Source organism: Mariniflexile jejuense, assembly GCF_042675665.1.
GTDB lineage: Bacteria > Bacteroidota > Bacteroidia > Flavobacteriales > Flavobacteriaceae > Mariniflexile > Mariniflexile jejuense.
In genome coordinates this window covers 2,449,524-2,469,341 of the sequence record NZ_JBHTJI010000001.1, presented here as the reverse complement: position 1 = coordinate 2,469,341, position 19,818 = coordinate 2,449,524, and the positions used below count along the sequence as shown (strand labels likewise).

Below are 19,818 nucleotides of genomic sequence, written 5' to 3'. Positions count from 1 at the left end.
TTCCACGTGGAACAATTAGTGTTTTAAAATTTTGAGTTTGCAAATATACACCGATTTACTTAATACTAAACAAGCTTAGATAGATAGTGATTTTCTTTATCTCGCATTTGTTTAGCATCTGCATCTGTTTTGTCTTTATAACCGCAGTAATGCAAAACCCCATGAACTAACACGCGATGCAATTCTTCAGTAAAAGAAACATTAAAATCGTTAGCATTATCTGCTACACGTTCTACGGAAATGAAGATATCGCCTTGTATATTTTTTCCGACTGAATAATCAAAACTGATAATATCCGTTAAATCATCATGTTGCAAAAATTCAACATTAATTTTATGAAGATAATCATCATCACAAAAAATATAATTTATTTCTTCTAATGTGCAACCTTCATCTTTAACAACATTACCAATCCAGTCGCTAATTTTTGCTTCATCATCAAGTAAAAAATCGGTTTCGTAATTAAAATCAATCATTTGTTTGGTTAAAATATTCTTTTACTTTCTTTTTATAAACTTGTTGCAAAGGTAATGTTTGTTTATTCAATATTTCGGTTATGTTGAAATATTGCTTTGCTGTTGGAATTTGATTTGTAGAAGTATTATTAAAATTATCTTGATTGGTTTTAGATTCTCGTTTATCTTCTTCACCTTGTTGAAACGATGCGTTTTCAAGCTTTAATAGTTGGTGTTTCAAATCTAACATTTTTTGATATGTTTGCTTCGTAAAACCTTTATTTAGCAAATCCATTTCAATTTCTTCCATCTTTCTGGTTAAAGCACTTCCAGTTCCTTTAATACCTTCTTTTGCTAACTTATCTTCTAAAGCGTTTCTAAGTTCTTGTTGCTGTTGGTAAATTTGATATAATAAACCATTCATAGAATCATTTGTTCCTTCACCATCACCAGATTTATTCCCTTCTTTACCTTCGCCTTGTTTATCGCCGTCTTTACCACGATTACCTTCTTTACCTTTTTCACCTTGCTTATCGCCCTCTTTTTTACCGTCACCGTTTTCTTTTGGCTTACCTTCATTGCCTTTTTTCATGCCTTCTTCCATCATCTTATTAAGTTGTTCTTGACTCATAATCATATCTGGTAATTGCATTTCTCCTTTTCCACCCTTTCCTTGAGACATACTTAAATTTTCCTGCATATTATCTAAAACATCACTTAAATAATTTGATAAATTATTGGCTGCGGTAATTGTGAATTGTTGGTTAGAAACGCCTTGATAAACTTGACTTTCAGCAAAGAAACCAAGAGCTTTATCTATGTTGTAAAACACGTCTGTAATTTCTTTATTAACCTGTTCTGAAAGTTTTGGTTGCCGAAGTGATAGCGCAAAAAGACTGTCGTCAACATGTTCAAAATGTTCTCTTAAACTGTTTTGTTTTTTAAGAAAAGTTGCGAATTTACTATGCGTACCATCAACCGTTTGAAACTGTTTCATTAACTTTTCTTGCTCAAATGAAAATAACAACAAATTATCCAGTACTTGACGAAGCATTTCTACATCTTCTTGCATTTGTTCGCCTCCTGCCGCCTGCATAGCACTTTGCATTTGCTCACTTAACTTTTTTATTTTTTGAGCAGCATTTTTTTGACTGTTTTGAGCGTTTTTAAGGCTACTGCTTTTATTTTCTGGAGATTGTGCTTTGTCTTTTTGTTCAAGTGCGTCAGATGCCTTTTGTTGCTCTTTTTGGATGGCGTTTTCTTCTAGCTTATCTTGTGGTATTTCTATGGGTTTCTTTAATGCACTACCTTCTTTTTTAAGTTCTTCTAATTGCTTTTTAAAATCATCAAACGCCTTATTAAGGTTTTCTTGTTTTTCTTTTGTGTTTTTATCTTCCGATTCTTTCGATAATTTTTCTTGTTCAGTTGCCAATGTTTTTAAATCATCTTTAAGCTTATCTAATTTCTTTTCAACATAAAAACGTTTAGTAAGTTCTAGTAATTGCTCTAAACTACGTTTCTTATTTTTGTTTTGTTTAGCTAGATCGTCAAGCTTTTGGGTTAGCTCTTCTTTATTAATTTTATCTTGTAATTTTTTTAAATTTTCTAAAAGTTTTTCATCTTTTTTAAGTTGTTCTTCATTCTCTTTTAGACGCTCTTTTAGATCTTCTTTAAAAACATCCTTTTCTTTTTTGTCTTTCTGAAATTCTTCTAAATTATCCTTAAGTTTTTTGTTGAAATTTTTCATCATATCGTCTTGTTGTTTTTGACGCTTTAAAAATGATTCCAACTTTGCTTTATCATTAAAATTTAATTGTGTTTTTTCCTTTTGAGTTTTAGATAGTTCTTCTAATTGTTTATCCTGCTCATCAAACTTTTTTAATGATTTATTAAAATCTTTAATCGACTCGCTTTGTTCATTAAGTTGTTTATTAATTTCTTCCTCTTTAGTACGTTTTCTAAACTGAAACACATTACTTTTTGTGCTTTTAAACTTTTTAACAACATCATTATCAAATACTTGAAAGTATAATTCATACGAAACTCCAGCCTCAATATTCAAATTGTTAGGAAATGCGTTTATAAATTCTGAAACGTTTGAATTGGAAAAAGCAATATTTTGAACTTGCTTTTTAGATTCATCGTTATTAGGATAATACACCAGTTGAAGTTTGCTAAAACCATAATCATCGCTAATTTGCCCATGGAAATACAACGATTGTAAATCTAAACTATCGGTTTTCACTTTTACGTTTATTACAGGATATTCATCTTTAACGACATCTATATTGAAGGCTAAATTTTCATAATTCTTTAAAGTTTTGTTGCTTGTACTAATGGCATAATTCAAATTATTATGAACACGTTTAGATGTTTTAAAAACACCCGTTTCTTCATATGCAAATGCTGTTGTATCATTAGCAAACAAGCGCACCTTATCGGTAGCTTTTGTATTTAATTTCCAAGTGATTAATGTGCCTTCAGGAACAATGGCATTTCCTGTGCTTTTTAAAGTCTCATCTTTCTTTTTTGTGTACTCTGGGTAATCTAAAACCATTTCAAAACTTAACAAGGTTGGCACTTCTACAACCGTAATGGTATATGGTTTAGAGGTAACGTTATTGGATGTTAATTGAAATTCTACAGACGATTTTAATTGTGAAAACACATATTCAAATTCACCAATGCCGGTTTGTTTTAAAAAATAAGTTTCATCGTTATAAACTATTTCGGCGTTTTCTGGAATAACATCACCAGCCGTTTTTACAATTAATTTAAAATCTTTATTCTCAACAGCATTTAGATTATCATTCACCACAAAAAACTGAAATGGTGCCGGCGGCTCATAAGCTGTTTTGTAATGTGTTACACGTTCTAAACTATTACTAAACCAATTTGTTTTTCCAAATAAAAACGTAATTAATAAAATTAAAACCGGAATTGCAGCATACTTTAAATACGGAATGTTCTTTTTGAAATTAACCGCTAGTTTAAAAGGTATTGGACTTAATTCTAACGATTTTTGTTCAATGCTTGCAACCAGTAGTTCTGATTGTTCTGTGCTTTGGCGCAATTGTAAAACATTTAATAACTTGTCATTCACTTCAGGAAAATGCTTGCCTATAATTTTTGAAGCCGTTTCATAATTAATACCTTGTTGTAGCTTAAAAAGTTTCGCTAAAGGCATAAAAATAAATTTGATAAGTAAACCAAATTCAACAGCAATAAACAGCCAAAACAAAATGGCACGCGCTGTGGTATTTAACCATAAAATATGTTCCACAAACAACGTAAATAAAAAATACAACAAACCAATGGCGAAAAACAAAATGGCACCTTTAAGCAACTCGTTTGTATAATAGCGCCTAATAAACGCTTCAAGTTTGGTTTGTATGTTTTTAAAATTACTCTGCATCTTTTGTATTTAACCAACTAAACTACAATTTTATTTTTTACAGTGATTATAATAATGTGTTAATTGTATCTTTGCAGCAAAATTTTAAAACATGACCAAAACTGTTCGTGTGCGTTTTGCACCTAGCCCAACTGGCCCATTACATATAGGCGGTGTTCGTACGGCTTTATTCAATTATTTATTTGCTAAAAAACATAATGGTACATTTATACTTCGTATTGAAGATACAGACCAAAACCGCTATGTTGAAGGTGCAGAACAATATATAATTGATGCGCTAAACTGGTGCGGAATTCCTTTTGATGAAGGTATTAACAAAAACGAAAAATTTGGTCCTTACCGCCAAAGTCAACGCAAACATCTATACAAAGCTTACGCTGAAGAATTAATTGCTTCTGGAAAAGCTTACTATGCTTTTGATACTGCGGAAACTTTAGATTTCCACAGAACAGAGCATGAAGCCAAAGGAAAAACCTTTATTTACAACTGGCACAACCGCTTAAAATTAAGTAATTCGTTATCGCTTAGCGCGGAAGAAGTAAAAGCAAAACTTGAAGCTGGTGATGATTATGTTATTAGGTTTAAAAGTCCGCAAGACGAAACATTGCATCTAAAAGATATTATTCGTGGCGATATAAAAATAGACACCAACATTTTAGACGATAAAGTTTTGTTTAAAAGCGATGGCATGCCAACCTACCACTTAGCAAATATTGTTGATGACCATTTAATGGAAATTACACACGTTATTCGTGGTGAAGAATGGTTACCATCATTAGCATTACACTACCAATTGTATGAAGCTTTTGGTTGGGAAAAACCAGAATTTGCACATTTACCATTAATTTTAAAACCAACAGGAAAAGGAAAATTAAGCAAACGTGATGGCGATAAATTAGGGTTTCCTGTATTTCCTTTACAATGGACAGATCCTGTAACCGAAGAAGTATCCAGAGGTTATAAAGAAGATGGCTATTTCCCAGAGGCGATGATTAACTTTTTAGCATTTTTAGGTTGGAACCCTGGAACGGAACAAGAAATTTTTGATTTAGATGACTTAATAAAAGCATTTGAATTAGAACGCGTAAACAAATCTGGTGCACGTTTTGATCCAGATAAAATTAAATGGTTTAACCACCATTACATGCAAGAACAAAACGATGATGAACTGGCCAAAACATTTAAAAAACAACATGCAGAATTAGCCGATATTGACGTAAACTATATAGCACTTGTTGTTAGCAAAATTAAAGAACGAGCAACTTTTGTGTCCGATTTTTGGGAGTTGAGTGCTTACTTTTTTGAAGCACCATCATCATACGATGAAAAAGCAACAAAAAAAGCATTTAAAGACAATACAGCAGAATTAATGACTTCTGTAAGCGCCATTATAAACACAATTGATAATTTTTCAGTAGAAACCCTACAAACCGAAATAAAAGGCTGGATAACCGCTAATAATATAGGTTTTGGGCAAGTAATGATGCCATTACGAATTGCATTAGTTGGCGCATTACAAGGACCAGATGTTTTTGATATTATGTATTTAATTGGAAAAGCTGAAACCATTAAACGTATTGAAACCTTGGTAAAAACATTATAAAAACTTAAACCCATTTTTAAATTTAAAAATCCTCTTTATGTAAAATAAAAGAGGATTTTTTATGCTTGATTTTGTCAGAAAAAAAATCTAACTTCGTTTAAGGTGTGATATAAATCATTAAAAACGGATTCATATCATTAAAGTTTCTGTAAGCTGAAAAACAACAATAGATTAAAATTATGGCAAAATTGACATCATTCACATTCATTTCTTTAAATGGATTTTATAAAGGAATTAACGAGGATATAAATTGGCACCAACACGGAGGAGAAGAGGCGGAATATTCCGTTGAGAGCTTAAAATCTAAAGACGCACTTCTATTCGGCAGAGTAACTTACGAAATGATGAAAAGTTTTTGGCCAACTCAAATGGCTTATGACTCTTTTCCCGAAGTTGCAGATGGAATGAATAATTCTGAAAAAATTGTCGTTTCTAAAACCTTACTATCAACTGATTGGAAAAACACTCAAATCATAAATGAAAACCTTATAGAAAGAATAACGGAATTAAAAAAAACGAGTAAAAAGAACATCACACTTTTAGGGAGCGGAAAGATTTTAAAACAACTTTCGAATGCGAATTTAGTAGATGAATATCAAATAATGGTTGACCCAATATTCATTGAAAAAGGAGAACCGATTTTGAACAATCTGAGTAATAATATAAACCTCGAACTGACAAAAAGCAAAGTTTTTAAAAGTGGAACAATCTTGCTTTATTATAAACCCAAAGTGAATTAAAGAATAAAGCCAGCGCATAACAGTGTATAAAAAAATTGCAAGTTTTAGCTATAGCAACGTTAGTTGTTCGTTTACTAGCTTCTGATTTTCCTTCGGAAAATCCTCGCAGACAAACACGTTTAAACGAACCTACTCCAAAATCACTAAACAAAAACCATAGCTTTGCTCATTATAAATACATCATGCAAATTATGAGATTCCTGCCTACGCAGGAATTTTAAAAAGAAACCATAGCGCCCAAAACCAGCATATTTTGGTTACCTTTAAAACGAGCATTTCCGCCAGTAGTATCTAAACTTTCGCCTTCTAGTTTATTTAAAATGTTGGTGAAACCGTAAATATATTGTGCTTTCAATTTAAAAAACTTAAATCCTACCGATGCACCAATTGCACCATTAAAATTAAATTGAGAAATTGTAGTAATATCTTCAGCAGTTAAGTTTAAATAATTATCAACAAAGTAATTTTCTTTACCCTTATCCTTCAATTCCATATCGCCATTGTATTGTAGCATAGGACCAAAATCAATCGTAAAATAATTTGGTATAACCTTAACATGCAGCAACATAGCTACTTGAGCAGCAAACACTTTATAATCAATAAACTCACTATTAGCTACAATTGGTAATGGTCGTGCAGATACACCCAAAGTACTTTCTGATAGTTGCATGCCAAAACTTACATTATACCATTTATGAGGAATATCAACCGTGGCGGTAAAACCACCTAAAAAACCATCACCTTGTTTGGTGGCAAAATTATCGGTTGCAATATCAAACTTTGTAATAGCTCCAGTAATGCTTATACCATTGGTTATTCGGTAATTTCCTTTTTGTGCAAAACTTTCTGTAACAAAACATAGTAATATAACTACTAATAAGATAAGTTGTAATTTTTTCATTGTACCTTTAGGGTTGTGTGAACAAATATAACTTTTTTTAGTAACTACCATTTTTTTAACCATTTTAAATAACATATTATGAACTTTTATCTTTATCCATTTATTTTTCTTGGAGTGATTATTTTAATCTCGTCCTTTTTTACCGTTAAGCAACAATCTGCCGCTATTATTGAACGTTTCGGAAAATTTTTAAGTATTCGTCAATCTGGTCTTCAATTTAAAATTCCATTAATTGATAAGGTTGCAGGCCGATTAAGTTTAAAAATTCAACAATTAGATGTTATTGTTGAAACCAAAACTAAAGACGATGTGTTTGTTAAACTAAAAGTATCTGTTCAATTTAAAGTGATAAAAGATAAAGTTGAAGATGCTTTTTACAAACTAGATTATCCGCACGATCAAATAACAAGTTATGTGTTTGATGTGGTGCGTGCTGAAGTACCAAAAATGAAATTAGACGATGTTTTCTTGAAAAAAGATGATATTGCCATTGCAGTTAAAGCCGAATTAAACGATGCTATGATGGAATATGGTTACGATATTATTAAAACTCTTGTAACCGATATTGACCCAGATGCTCAAGTAAAAGCGGCCATGAACCGTATTAATGCTGCTGATAGAGAAAAAACTGCGGCTCAATACGAAGGTGATGCAGCACGTATTTTAATAGTTGAAAAAGCAAAAGCCGAAGCAGAAAGTAAGCGTTTACAAGGACAAGGTATTGCAGACCAACGTCGTGAAATTGCACGTGGTTTAGAAGAATCTGTTGATGTTTTAAATCGTGTTGGTATAAACTCGCAAGAAGCTTCTGCGCTTATTGTTGTAACACAACATTACGATACTTTACAAGCTATTGGTAGCGAAACAAATAGTAATTTAATATTATTACCAAATTCGCCACAGGCTGGAAGCCAAATGCTAAACGATATGGTTGCAAGTTTTACAGCAAGTAACCAAATTGGTGAAGCCATGAAAAACACAAGAAAGAAAAAAGAATAGTTTTAATTGAACTAAACAAACACCTCAAAACGTAACTGTTTTGAGGTTTTTTTATGCTTTAAATGGATGGCGTTCTTCCCAGTTTTGTTTTGGGTTCATTAAACTAAAAATCTGTTTTAAAAGCGCATTTATAAAACTATTGGTATGTTTTATATAAACCTGCATGGTTTTTGCCTTCGCGCCTACCGAACTTTTTATTTCCATAGCGGTTCTGGCATACACAACATTTTTAAAGTTATTTTCAATAGCAAATTTTGCCATATCATACAACATGTTTAAATACAGTTGGTTGTTATATTGATGTTTAGAATCATAACCCAAAAAGTAGGTTTCTAAGGTAGTAGCATTCAATATTAAGGTGTAAAACCCAACCAATTCATCATTTAAATAATAGCCAAAAACTTTAAAATTGTTTGTTAGGTGTTTCTTTAAGCTATAAAAATGATTTTCAGGTAATAAAAAGGTGTTAAACTTCGCGTTATTAGACACATTTAAGTACAATTGATGAAGTTTTTTTGAGTTTTGCTGAATGCTTTCTAAACTTAATTCTTCACATGTAATTGAACCTAACTTTGTTTTAGCACGTTTGTATCTTGATTTATATTTTTTGTTTAAAGCCGAAATATAATTGTTCATTGTTACCCATTTTTCATCTATAGGCATTATCATATTAGGTTGTACAGTAACCTTATGTAGTTTATTTATTTTGAAAAAGTTATGTTCTAAATGAATGGTGTCTTCTTCAAAATAATCTTTAAACATTATAGCACGAATGGTTTTGTTTTGTTTTGCTTTTATATCGCTTTTAATCGTTTCTAAAGCTTCAAAAATCAACTTTAGATACTCATGCTGTGCTATGTTTTCTTCTTGAAAAAACAAGCTGTGTTGCCCTGTATGCGTTAAGTTTCCCGCTACTAAAATGTTGCCTTTTAATATTTTTGAAACCACATCGCGAAAAAACTCTTTTGTACAAGATACTTTTATGGTTCTGAACATATCTTTTAGATATAATTGAACTCTTTGAATAATAGCAATACCAACTAAAACATCATTTTTAAAAACACCAACATAAAAAAATTGAATGTTTTTTGGTGATGCTTCTTCAAGTGCTTTTAAATAACTTGTTTGAAGAAAAACATCGTGTGCAACTATGCTATTCCATGCTTTTGGAAGGCTTTCAACGGTATAATAAATTTGAAATGATTTCACTATAAAAATAAAAAGACCGAAGTTAAAACACTTCAGTCTTTATGTATGTTAAAAGTTTACAAATTATTATTTCCAAGCACAAATAATGCCGCCCATAATACCAAGTGTAACTATCCAATAGCCTGCATTTATAAAGATGTATTTGGCGCTTTTACGTTCAAACAATGCATTGGTGCCTAAAATTGGTAATGCTATAAATATACCAGCTATTACACCGTGTAAAACACCGTGTTTAAAGGTTCTAAAATTATTTCCGTAATCGGTCATAAAATCTGAATAAGATTGTAATGCTTTGCTAGAATCGCCACCAGTTAAACTTAATGCACCCATTTGATGCACCACTATTGCTGGTAATGCGCTTGCAAGTAAAAAAGCAAACAATAAGGCTAAACCAAATATTTTAGCCATGTTTCCGCCTTTTAATTGATCTTCTGTTAAACCTGCCGCTTGCATCCAAGCGTTTCCAAAAACTTTTGGATTATACCAAATAAAGCCCACAACTAGAGCAGAAACTGCTGCTACTAGAATTGCATAAATGTTTAAAAAATCCATAATACTAATAGTTAAAGTTAGATGTTAAATATATCAAAATTTATGACACATAATTTATTTTAAGTCACTTAAAGCTAATTAATTGCTTTTGCTTCTTCTACTAAATTTGTGTTAGAATCTTCTAAAGCATTTGTAATAAAATCATCAATCTCATTATTACGTTGTAAGCCATTTTTAATCAAAACACCCAAAGTTAGCACAACTGCTATGCGCGTTCCAACTTTTTTTGCTGCGGTATTAAATAATGGTTGTAACTCGTCATAGCTAACATCTTTCGCTAATTGCTGAATTTCAGCTTTTACTTTCAACTGTTTTTCTTCAGGAAGATTGGTGTATTTTTTTCCTAATTGCTGAATAACATCAATGGCTTTTCGTTGTGGTTGCGAATTAGTGGTTTGTTGTTGAATGGGCTTGTTTTCAACGGTATTTGTTGCCTCTTGTTTTGCCCAAGTATCACGCAATCCAACCGTTTTATTAAATACTAATTTTGATGAAGTTGAGTCGTTATCAACATTAAAATACCCTAAACGTTGAAACTGAAACCTATCGCCTACTTTAGCTTCAAGTAAACTTGGTTCTACATAAGCTTCTACCATTTTTAACGATTCAGGATTTAAAAACTCCATAAAATCTTTGTCTTGGTAGCTATCTGGCGCTTCATCCATAAACAAACGGTCGTATTCTCTAACTTCTGCTTTTATAGCATGTTTTATAGAAACCCAATGCAAGGTGCCTTTTACTTTTTTAGAGGTATCTTCAGAATAGGTACAGTGTATTTCAGTAATATTTCCTTCGGCATCTTTTTTAACACCCTCACCTTTAATGATGTAGGCGTTTTTTAATCGAACTTCTTTACCTAAGCTTAATCGGAAATATTTGCTATTTGCTTCTTCTTTAAAGTCGTCTTTCTCAATGTATAATTCTCGTGAAAATGGCACTTTTCTAAAACCTGCACTATCATCTTCTTGATTGTTTTCAGCTTCCAACCATTCTTCCTTATCTTCTGGATAGTTTGTAATAACCAGTTTTGTAGGGTCTAAAACAGCCATAACACGTGGTGCTGTTTTATTTAAATCTTCACGAATGCAAAATTCTAAAAGTGATACATCAATAATATTATCACGTTTTGCAACACCTACGGTTTCTACAAATTTTCTAAGTGAATTTGGTGTATAACCCCTGCGTCGTAATCCAGAAATAGTTGGCATTCGTGGGTCGTCCCAACCACGTACAATACCATCTTCAACCAATTTAAGCAACTTACGTTTACTCATAATGGTATAACTTAGGTTTAAGCGCGCAAACTCGCGTTGTTTAGGTCTTACTAACGTTTTGTCTACTACTTGATCTAAAAACCAGTCGTAAAGCTCTCTGTGAGGTTTAAATTCTAATGAACATAATGAATGTGAAATTTGTTCGATATAATCACTTTCACCATGTGTCCAATCGTACATTGGGTAAATACACCAATCATCTCCAGTTCTATGATGATGCTTTTTTAAAATACGATACATAATTGGGTCGCGCATCAACATATTTGGGTGTTGCATGTCTATTTTTGCACGTAAAATGTGTGTGCCTTCTTCAAACTCGCCCGCTTTCATACGTTCGAATAACTCTAAATTTTCGGCAACACTTCTATTTCTGTATGGACCATCAACACCTGGTTGTGTTGGTGTACCCTTTTGTTCTGCCATAGCTTCACTAGTTTGCGAATCTACATAGGCTTTTCCTTCTTTAATAAATTGTACTGCCCAATCGTATAATTGCTGAAAATAATCGGATGAAAACAATTCCTTATCCCATTTATAACCCAACCAAGCAACATCTTCCTTTATAGCATCAACATATTCCTGTTCTTCTTTGGCAGGATTGGTATCATCAAAACGAAGGTTTACTGGCGCATTATATTTTTCTCCCAAACCAAAACTTATACCTATAGCTTTTGTATGCCCAATGTGTAAATAACCATTAGGCTCTGGCGGAAAACGAAAACGAAGTTTGTTTTGTGGCATGCCACTAGCTAAATCTTTCTCTATAATTTGCTCTAAAAAGTTGAGTGATTTTTTTTCTTCAGACATAAAAATGTTTGGCAATAGGTAATTAAACAAAAAATATTGTGCAAAATTAGGTAATTTTACCGACTTAAAACCACCTAACATGGGAATTATAAAAGTTGAAAATATTCGTGTATTTGCATACCACGGATGCTTAAAAGAAGAAACAAAAATTGGTAGTGATTACCTTGTAGATTTAGAAGTTGAAGCCAGCTTACAAAAATCTGCTAAAACAGATAAACTTACTGATACTGTTGATTATGTGTTTCTAAACCGCATTATAAAAGATGAAATGGCAATACCTTCACAATTATTAGAAACGGTTGGAAAACGCATTTTAAATCGCATTTTTAAAGAAGATAAGTTGGTAAAAAAAGCAACGGTTTGGGTAAGTAAACTAAACCCACCTATTGGAGGCGATGTAGAAAAAGTGACTATAAAAATGTCTGATAAACGTAAAAAGTAATTTTAACTGTTGTAAAGTCTTAATTTTTTTTAAATTTGCATCGCAATTAAGGTGTCGTGGCCGAGTGGCTAGGCTCAGCTCTGCAAAAGCTGCTACAGCGGTTCGAATCCGCTCGACACCTCAAAAAACCCTTAGCAATTTGTTGAGGGTTTTTTTTATGCCTTATTTTTTAATAGGACTTATTTTTTCCAATTTCTCTTTAATAAGTTCTTTTTCCTTAGGAAAAAACCCTTGAACTAAAAGCAATACGCCAAAACCTAAAATAACTAAAGCTATTATTTTTTTGGTTTTGAATATAATGCGTGGTGTTAATCTGCTTTTAAGTTTTTTGGCTATAACTATTTTAACTAAATCGACTAAAAAATAGACTATTAAAATAGTGCTTAAAAACACTACTACACCATCGTTAGAACTTGTAATTGAATTGGCAATAACTATAAATGCCACCCAACCTAATAGCACACCTATATTAATAAAATTGAGTAAAAAGCCTTTTAAAAATAGTTTTCCATAGCCGCGTTTTATTTCAATTTTATGGTATTCTCTAACAATTTCTCGAAAGGATTTTGATGTTTTAATGAATGAAATAAATCCATAAGTTACTAACAAAACACCGCCAAAAATTAAAAAACTAGGATCGTCTTTTATGGTTTCAAGCAGTTTACTAGTACTAAAAAAAGCTACTAAAATGAATATAATATCTGCCAACATAACGCCACAATCAAAAATTAAGGCGCTTTTAAAACCTTTTGTTGCACTCGTTTCAAGCAGCACAAAAAAAACAGGACCAATAGTGAACGCTAAAATTATTCCAAAAGGAATGGCCGCTAAAATATCATCAAACATAGAATATTATGAGGGTTTACTACAAAGTAAAGAAAAAAAGGTGTGTTAAACTAAAACACACCTTTTAAACAACAAACAAATTAAACTAATTTAATGAAATTCTTTATGTATTAAATTTTAAAATCAGCTTCTAAAACGGTTTCCGAACTACCACCAACAAAAACTTTAAAATCGCCTGGTTCTAAAACAAAGTCTCCTTCATTATTAAAAAATCCTAATTCATTTTTAGTGAGGTTAAAGCTTACTTTAACGTCTTTATTTGGCTCTAAAGAAATTATTTCAAAGCCTTTTAATTCTTTTACTGGTCTGGTTATACTTCCTAATAAATCTCGTATGTAAAGTTGAACTACTTCTTTACCTGCAACATTTCCAGTGTTTTTTACCTTCACTGAAACTTTCACTTCATCACTAGAAATCTTTTCAACTAAAAGATTATTATATGAAAATGTAGTATAGCTTAACCCATGCCCGAACGGATATAGAGGCGTATTACTTTCATCGGTATAATGCGACCAAAACACTTCGTTTGGTGCAGGAATAACTGGTCTTCCTGTATTTTTATAATTGTAATAAATTGGAATTTGCCCAACGCTTCTAGGAAACGTCATTGGTAATTTTCCACTCGGGTTATAATCGCCATACAAAACTTGTGCTATGGCATTACCACTTTGTGTACCTAATTGCCACGCTTCAACAATAGCGGGAATGTGTGCATCTGCCCAAGGAATTGTTAGTGGACGCCCATTATTTAATACCAAAACAATGTTTTTATTAACCTTGTAAATAGCTTCTAAAAGTTCCTGTTGTACACCTGGTAAGCCTAAATCTGTTCTACTACGCGCTTCACCGCTATGGAAACCATGTTCGCCTAAAACCATAACAACAACATCGGCATTTTTTGCTGTTTGAATAGCTTGTGGAAATTCGCTTTTATCAGTAGTATTTATTGTTAATTCCAAAGGAAATGTTGTTTTACCTAGTGTTAAATTGGCGCCTTTTGCATAGGTTAATGTGTTGCTTGTATAGTTTTGCATGCCTTCGAGTACTGAAACTGCTGTACTATCTTTTGCGGCTAATCGCCAACTGCCTAACGGACTTGTTTTATCGGCCGCCAAAGCACCAATTAAAGCTATTTTTTGTCCTTCTTTTTTAAGAGGTAATAAGGCATTTTCGTTTTTAAGTAATACGATTGATTTTTTAGCCATATCTAAAACTGCGTCCTGTATTTCTTGACTTCCAATAACCTTCTTTTCAGTTTCTTTATTGCAATATTTATATGGGTCATCAAACAAACCAAGTTCAAATTTAACTCTCAAAATACGTCTAGCTGCATCATCTATTAATGTTTCTTTTACAAGACCTTCTCTAACTAAACTTGCCAACTCGTCAACATACGCATACGATTCCATATCCATATCTGAACCTGCGTTGGCAGCTAATTCAGCAGCATGTTTTTTATTTTTGGCATGCCCATGAGCAATCATTTCATTAATTGAACCCCAATCTGAAACTACAAAACCTGTAAATCCCCATTTTCCTTTTAAAATATCACGTTGCAAAAAAGCATTTCCTGTTGCAGGAATACCATTTAACTCGTTAAAAGAATTCATAAAGGTTCGTACACCAGCATCGGTAGCTGCTTTAAATGGTGGAAAAATGATGTTATTTAATGTTGAAGTACCAACATCGACAGTATTATAATCTCTACCCGATTCAGCAAACCCGTAACCAGCCCAATGTTTAGCACAAGCGGCAATGGTTTCTGGTGATGCTAAATCATCACCTTGAAAGCCTTGTACTCTAGCTGTTGCTATTTTACTACCCAAATATGTGTCTTCTCCAGCACCTTCCATAACACGTCCCCAGCGGGCATCACGAGAAATATCAACCATAGGTGCAAACGTCCAGTTTATTCCTGCTGCTGAAGCTTCTTTTGCTGCTACTTGCGCTGATTTTTTTATAGCTTCTAAATCCCAACTTGCAGCTTCAGCTAACGGAATAGGGCTTAATGTTTCATAACCATGAATTACATCAAAACCAATGATTAACGGAATACCCAATCTAGTTTCTTCAACAGCTATTTTTTGAACTGCTCTTACTTCATCAACACCTGTTACGTTAAGCATGGAGCCAACGTAACCTTTCTTTAAATGTTCGTATTTTTTTGAAGCATCTCCTGATGATGGTGTTGGTCCTGTTACATCCCAAAAACCATTGTATTGGTTCATTTGACCAATTTTTTCTTCTAAGGTCATTTTTGAAAGTAATTCGGAAACTTTCTTTTCTATTGCATCGTTTAAATTACTTGTTTCGCCCAAAGCATCCGTTTTCTCTTTACACGATACAATTGTGATTACTAGAAAGACGATAAGTAAATTATATAGGTTATTTATCTTCATATTATTGATATACTTTAACGTAGTCTACTTCCATTACAGATTCGGTAAAATTTGGGTCAATTGAAAACCAACTACCGCCCATAGCTACATTTAAAATTAAAAACTGTGGTGCTGTATAAGGCCATGTACTGCTGTTTCTAACGGCTGGTTTATAGCTATATTTAACAACATTATCTATTAAAAATTTAAGTTCGGTTTCTGTCCATTCTAGACTATATACATGGAATTGCGTAGCGTAATCCGTTATTGTAGTTTCTCCCACTTTAGTATTAGCACAACCACCAGAACATGATGGTGTATGTGTAGCACTTGAAATAAATGTTGGATTGTAACCCCAATGTTCCATAATGTCTATTTCACCACATGCTGGCCAACCTACAGCATCTATATTAGCGCCCAACATCCAAATAGCTGGCCAAGTACCAGCGCCAGATGGTAATTTGGCTCTTACATCTACTCTACCATAGGTAAAATCGAATTTTCCTTTGGTTAATAATCTAGCAGATGTATATTCTGAACCTTGATAATTTTCTTTTTTAGCAATGATTTTTAAAACGCCATTTTCAACTTTAACGTTATCGGTTCTGTTTGTGTAAAATTCTTTTTCGCCATTACCCCAACCACAATTAGTTGGACAACCGTTACCTAAATCGTAACCCCATTTTGTAACATCTGGTGCGCCATTGGTATTAAACTCGTCAGACCAAATTAATTGAGGGCCTTTTTCGGTAACAAAAACTGCTACTTTTTTAAAATCGCTAATACTATTATTTGAACTTGAATATGCAAAAACAGTTATGATATAATCATTTAAACCTTCTTTAGTACATGTATAATTAAAAATGCCTGTTGTATTTTTTACTTCAGCTTCGCTACCTATTTTAAAACCATAAGAAACAGCATTTGTTGCACTAGCGTTACAAGTAATACTACCTGAGCCATCACCGTTAGGGTTGCTACTGTTTGTACCAGATACAACAATTTGTAGTGCTAAGTTTGTTGGTATTATGGCTTTAGGTTGTTCGGGTGTAGTATCATCACTACCGCCTGAACATGATAAAAGCATTACAAAAGCAATTTGAATGATGTATAGCATCTTTTTAAACATTTTTTCTATTTTATATTTCTTCATTTTAAAAAGAGGGAGACATAAAATCTCCCTTCTTTACGCTATTAATTACCCTCTTATTCAGGTATTAATCTAAACCACCAATCAAATTGACCGTTTCCATCTGTGGTGCTAATAATCATTTCATCAGCCGAACGACTAACTATTTTATAACTATGGTTTCCGCCTACATAATATCCAATAAAACCAATACCTGTTAAACTTAATGTTTCAACTTCGTTTGGAGCAGTTAAAGTCCATTGTGCCGAATATGTGCTAAACGTGTAGTTTTCTATGTCTGCGCCATTTGCAGTACCACCAGAACCACCTAATTCATTAATTAAATTTTCGCGTCCGAACACAAAACCATCTGGTCCTACATTATGTGTAAATGTTCCATCTACATTAAACGTATATCTATCATCGTACATTCCTGAATTGGCTTTATCACCAGGAGCTGCACCATAATATTCAAATTCTGGTCCTCCTATTGAACCCAAACCGAAATGTTTATTAACAGTTGATGCTATTTTCCAAGTTCTTGAACTATTAGATGTTAGCATAGTTAATAAATCGGCTGGTGGCTCATATAAAGCTAGTACTTCAACCTCTATAGTTTTACTTGAAGACATACCTCCTGTTCCAAAAGCAACTACAGTAACAGCATAGGTGTTTGTACCAAGTGTTGTAAATGTGTGCGATGCACTACCCGATTTTTGAAGCTTTGTTTGACCTTGAATTACAAATTGATATGCTGTTGCATTATCGGCTTTTGCAGATACTTTAATTTCTCCGCTTCCTAATCCTGGAGCAGGTGATTCAGCGTTATCATCAATATACGTAACTGAAATTTCAATATTTGACGGTGCTACTAGTTCTCCAAATGATAAATCGTCTTCTTGACAACTTGTAAATGCCAAAACAGTTATTAAAAAGAAACCTATTATATTTTTTAATTTTTTCATCATTCTAAATTTTAATTATGAAAGTAAATGTTATCGATATATACTTTGGCTCCAGAAGATTCAAAAACAAATTGTGTAATTGCTGAAACATCCGTTGTATAATTAGCAACTGGAATATCTACACTTATCCACGTTCCACGTGTAATGCTTGATACATATTCAATATCTTCTTTAAGCGGATTGCCATCGCCATACGTTGTGTTTACCAATTTTAATCCAAGCGTTGTAGCATCTGGTGTAAAATAATCGAAATGTAAGTATTTGAAACCTGATAAATTGGTTGGATTATCATAACTGGTTACAATACCCGTATAATTTAGTGATTGATAAAACCACATATTATTACCACCTATATTGGTAGTTGTTAAGGTTGTTGTTTGCCCCCAATTTGGGTTAACCTCACTTAAAGCAACATTGGTATAAGCATCACTAAAAATAGATACTACACTGCTAGCACCATATGTAGGTGTTGTTGCTGCTACTGTAGGAGCACTACCATCGCCATTAGTATAAAAATACAGGTTATCGATATATACTTTTGCAGAAGAAGATTCAAAAATAATTTGAGTTATTCCTGAAATATCTGTTGAAAACTTTGATAACGGAATATCTACACTTACCCATGTACCCAAGGATACGCTTGAAACAAACTCGATATCTTCTTTTGAAGCATTACCATCAGGAAACGATGTGTTAACTAATTTTAACCCAAGTGTTGTAGCATCTGGTGTGAAATAATCAAAATGCACAAAGGTTTTCCCGGTTAAATTGGTTGGACTTCCATAATTGGTTACTAAACCTGAATAGTTTAAGTTTTCAAACAACCAAGTAGCATCACCTTGTATATTAACACTAGATAAGGTGGTAGATTGCCCCCAATTTGGGTTTACTTCACTTAACGCCACATTAGTGTAAGCATTACTAAATATAGACACAACATTAGCTTGTGGTGCTGTAGGTATTGGTGCTTTTGTAATAGGTACTGTTGGTATACTTGATGGTTTATAGAAATAGATATTATCTAAAAAGACAGTACCTGAACCACTAGGAGATACAAACTTAAACTGAAATAAATCGGCCATTGATAAACCTTGAGAAGTAAAATCGCTTAATGGAATATCTAAACTTACCCATTCGTCTGCCGTTAAATTTTTAACTACCGATTTTTCACCAGTACTTGCGCTTATTGGGAAAATTTCTAAAGCAGCTAAATCGGCAGTCCAAACATCTATGTGTAAATATTGCATTGCAGAAGCGTTTATTGTTGCATTGAAATCTATCCCTTCATAATTTAAATTTCCATATTGAATGATGTTGTTCCCTGCTACAGCAATTTGCGTATAGGTAGTTGCTTGCCCCCAATTAGGGTAAAAATTAACGCCAGATAAACTAGTGTAAGCATCACTATAAATTGAAATAACATCGGCAGCATCTCGTCGTGGTGGTGTAGCTGCGTTTGTAATAGGCTGTAAAATAGCTGTTACTAAAAATTCTTGAGTGTATTCTGTAGTTGCAATTGCGCCTCCTTTTGCTACAATTCTAATAGTGTACGTTCCTGCTTCTTGGTAAGTGTAACTAACGGTTTCACCTATGTTACCAAGTACAGGTTCTGTATTGCCCGCTTCTCCAAAATATACTTCGTAAAACATTGCAAAATCGGCAGTTGCTACAACATTTACTTGCTTGGTTATGGCTGCATCATTTTCAATAGTAACTACTAAATTTTGTGGTGCTTTGAATGATACAACAATATCTTTAGAAACCTCGGTTTTAAGACCTGTAATACCTACTGCTTCTATTTTAACTGTATAGCTTCCTTCTGCATAAACATGGTTGCCACTAGAACCTTGTTTAATTTTAATTGGTTCAGAACCATCGCCAAGAGTTACATTGTAAGATACAGCGCTTTCTGCATTTGGTGTAATAGTTACTAACCCTGTATTATCTTGAGTTATTTGAAATAATGCTGAAACATTTGCAGGTGCTGTAACATTATCTATAAAACTCAAATCATTAGTATCTTCTGTACAGTTAATAAAGAAGAATAAAACTAGGCTTAGCCTAAATATATATTTTAATGTTTTCATATTGTAGTTTTTTAAT

General features: G+C 32.8%; 15 protein-coding genes and 1 tRNA gene. 5 read left to right on the top strand and 11 right to left on the bottom strand.

What is annotated here, in order from left to right:
* Positions 1–65: 65 nt before the first annotated feature.
* Both ybeY and ACFQ1R_RS10510 read right to left on the bottom strand, forming a co-directional pair.
* Positions 66–476, bottom strand: coding sequence for an rRNA maturation RNase YbeY (gene ybeY / locus ACFQ1R_RS10515; protein ID WP_379926126.1), 411 nt, complete (start codon positions 474–476; stop codon positions 66–68).
* The gene (locus ACFQ1R_RS10510; RefSeq protein ID WP_379926125.1) at positions 469–3,870 is read right to left on the bottom strand and encodes a DUF4175 family protein; all 3,402 of its coding nucleotides are present in this window, start codon (positions 3,868–3,870) and stop codon (positions 469–471) included. Before ACFQ1R_RS10510 ends, ybeY begins: the two co-directional genes overlap by 8 nt.
* Positions 3,871–3,961: 91 nt before the next feature.
* Here ACFQ1R_RS10510 and gltX point away from each other — a divergent pair, with 91 nt between their 5' ends.
* Entirely contained in the window at positions 3,962–5,473 is a 1,512-nt protein-coding gene (gltX, locus tag ACFQ1R_RS10505) for a glutamate--tRNA ligase (RefSeq protein ID WP_379926124.1), read from the top strand.
* Between the two features lie 179 nt (positions 5,474–5,652).
* Entirely contained in the window at positions 5,653–6,213 is a 561-nt protein-coding gene (locus tag ACFQ1R_RS10500) for a dihydrofolate reductase family protein (protein ID WP_379926123.1), read from the top strand.
* Between the two features lie 217 nt (positions 6,214–6,430).
* Here the strand turns inward: ACFQ1R_RS10500 and ACFQ1R_RS10495 are convergent, their stop codons facing one another.
* Positions 6,431–7,114: a hypothetical protein gene (locus tag ACFQ1R_RS10495; RefSeq protein ID WP_379926122.1), complete on the bottom strand. Its 684-nt coding sequence runs from the start codon at positions 7,112–7,114 to the stop codon at positions 6,431–6,433.
* Between the two features lie 78 nt (positions 7,115–7,192).
* Here ACFQ1R_RS10495 and ACFQ1R_RS10490 point away from each other — a divergent pair, with 78 nt between their 5' ends.
* Positions 7,193–8,113: an SPFH domain-containing protein gene (locus ACFQ1R_RS10490; RefSeq protein WP_379926121.1), complete on the top strand. Its 921-nt coding sequence runs from the start codon at positions 7,193–7,195 to the stop codon at positions 8,111–8,113.
* A 51-nt stretch (positions 8,114–8,164) separates the two neighbouring features.
* Here the strand turns inward: ACFQ1R_RS10490 and ACFQ1R_RS10485 are convergent, their stop codons facing one another.
* The 3 genes from ACFQ1R_RS10485 to ACFQ1R_RS10475 form a co-directional block, all read right to left on the bottom strand.
* Positions 8,165–9,322, bottom strand: a complete 1,158-nt coding sequence (locus ACFQ1R_RS10485) for a GNAT family N-acetyltransferase (RefSeq protein WP_379926120.1) — start codon at positions 9,320–9,322, stop codon at positions 8,165–8,167.
* A gap of 66 nt (positions 9,323–9,388) precedes the next feature.
* Entirely contained in the window at positions 9,389–9,874 is a 486-nt protein-coding gene (locus tag ACFQ1R_RS10480; protein ID WP_379926119.1) for a DUF1761 domain-containing protein, read from the bottom strand.
* 74 nt (positions 9,875–9,948) lie between these two features.
* A complete protein-coding gene (locus ACFQ1R_RS10475) occupies positions 9,949–11,955 on the bottom strand; it encodes a glutamine--tRNA ligase/YqeY domain fusion protein (protein WP_379926118.1) in 2,007 nt (668 codons plus the stop codon).
* A 79-nt stretch (positions 11,956–12,034) separates the two neighbouring features.
* Here ACFQ1R_RS10475 and folB point away from each other — a divergent pair, with 79 nt between their 5' ends.
* Both folB and ACFQ1R_RS10465 read left to right on the top strand, forming a co-directional pair.
* Entirely contained in the window at positions 12,035–12,397 is a 363-nt protein-coding gene (gene folB, locus ACFQ1R_RS10470; RefSeq protein WP_379926117.1) for a dihydroneopterin aldolase, read from the top strand.
* Positions 12,398–12,447: 50 nt separating this feature from the next.
* Positions 12,448–12,518 (top strand) — tRNA-Cys (locus tag ACFQ1R_RS10465).
* 41 nt (positions 12,519–12,559) lie between these two features.
* Here the strand turns inward: ACFQ1R_RS10465 and ACFQ1R_RS10460 are convergent.
* From ACFQ1R_RS10460 to ACFQ1R_RS10440, 5 genes are all read right to left on the bottom strand, one after another.
* Positions 12,560–13,243: a LysE family translocator gene (locus tag ACFQ1R_RS10460; RefSeq protein WP_379926116.1), complete on the bottom strand. Its 684-nt coding sequence runs from the start codon at positions 13,241–13,243 to the stop codon at positions 12,560–12,562.
* A gap of 110 nt (positions 13,244–13,353) precedes the next feature.
* On the bottom strand, positions 13,354–15,642 hold the full coding sequence (gene bglX / locus ACFQ1R_RS10455) for a beta-glucosidase BglX (RefSeq protein WP_379926115.1): 2,289 nt from the start codon (positions 15,640–15,642) through the stop codon (positions 13,354–13,356).
* 1 nt (position 15,643) lies between these two features.
* Entirely contained in the window at positions 15,644–16,774 is a 1,131-nt protein-coding gene (locus ACFQ1R_RS10450) for a glycoside hydrolase family 16 protein (RefSeq protein WP_379926114.1), read from the bottom strand.
* A gap of 53 nt (positions 16,775–16,827) precedes the next feature.
* On the bottom strand, positions 16,828–17,718 hold the full coding sequence (locus tag ACFQ1R_RS10445; protein WP_379926113.1) for a glucan endo-1,3-beta-D-glucosidase: 891 nt from the start codon (positions 17,716–17,718) through the stop codon (positions 16,828–16,830).
* An 8-nt stretch (positions 17,719–17,726) separates the two neighbouring features.
* Positions 17,727–19,802: a hypothetical protein gene (locus ACFQ1R_RS10440; RefSeq protein WP_379926112.1), complete on the bottom strand. Its 2,076-nt coding sequence runs from the start codon at positions 19,800–19,802 to the stop codon at positions 17,727–17,729.
* Between the last annotated feature and the right edge of the window lie 16 nt (positions 19,803–19,818).

What these genes read in the sequence shown, in the direction of transcription:
- ybeY (WP_379926126.1), bottom strand. Translation starts at nt 476, where the DNA reads ATGATTGATTTTAATTACGAAACCGATTTTTTACTTGATGATGAAGCA.
- ACFQ1R_RS10510 (WP_379926125.1), bottom strand. Translation starts at nt 3,870, where the DNA reads ATGCAGAGTAATTTTAAAAACATACAAACCAAACTTGAAGCGTTTATT.
- gltX (WP_379926124.1), top strand. Translation starts at nt 3,962, where the DNA reads ATGACCAAAACTGTTCGTGTGCGTTTTGCACCTAGCCCAACTGGCCCA.
- ACFQ1R_RS10500 (WP_379926123.1), top strand. Translation starts at nt 5,653, where the DNA reads ATGGCAAAATTGACATCATTCACATTCATTTCTTTAAATGGATTTTAT.
- ACFQ1R_RS10495 (WP_379926122.1), bottom strand. Translation starts at nt 7,114, where the DNA reads ATGAAAAAATTACAACTTATCTTATTAGTAGTTATATTACTATGTTTT.
- ACFQ1R_RS10490 (WP_379926121.1), top strand. Translation starts at nt 7,193, where the DNA reads ATGAACTTTTATCTTTATCCATTTATTTTTCTTGGAGTGATTATTTTA.
- ACFQ1R_RS10480 (WP_379926119.1), bottom strand. Translation starts at nt 9,874, where the DNA reads ATGGATTTTTTAAACATTTATGCAATTCTAGTAGCAGCAGTTTCTGCT.
- ACFQ1R_RS10475 (WP_379926118.1), bottom strand. Translation starts at nt 11,955, where the DNA reads ATGTCTGAAGAAAAAAAATCACTCAACTTTTTAGAGCAAATTATAGAG.
- folB (WP_379926117.1), top strand. Translation starts at nt 12,035, where the DNA reads ATGGGAATTATAAAAGTTGAAAATATTCGTGTATTTGCATACCACGGA.
- ACFQ1R_RS10460 (WP_379926116.1), bottom strand. Translation starts at nt 13,243, where the DNA reads ATGTTTGATGATATTTTAGCGGCCATTCCTTTTGGAATAATTTTAGCG.
- bglX (WP_379926115.1), bottom strand. Translation starts at nt 15,642, where the DNA reads ATGAAGATAAATAACCTATATAATTTACTTATCGTCTTTCTAGTAATC.
- ACFQ1R_RS10450 (WP_379926114.1), bottom strand. Translation starts at nt 16,774, where the DNA reads ATGAAGAAATATAAAATAGAAAAAATGTTTAAAAAGATGCTATACATC.
- ACFQ1R_RS10445 (WP_379926113.1), bottom strand. Translation starts at nt 17,718, where the DNA reads ATGATGAAAAAATTAAAAAATATAATAGGTTTCTTTTTAATAACTGTT.
- ACFQ1R_RS10440 (WP_379926112.1), bottom strand. Translation starts at nt 19,802, where the DNA reads ATGAAAACATTAAAATATATATTTAGGCTAAGCCTAGTTTTATTCTTC.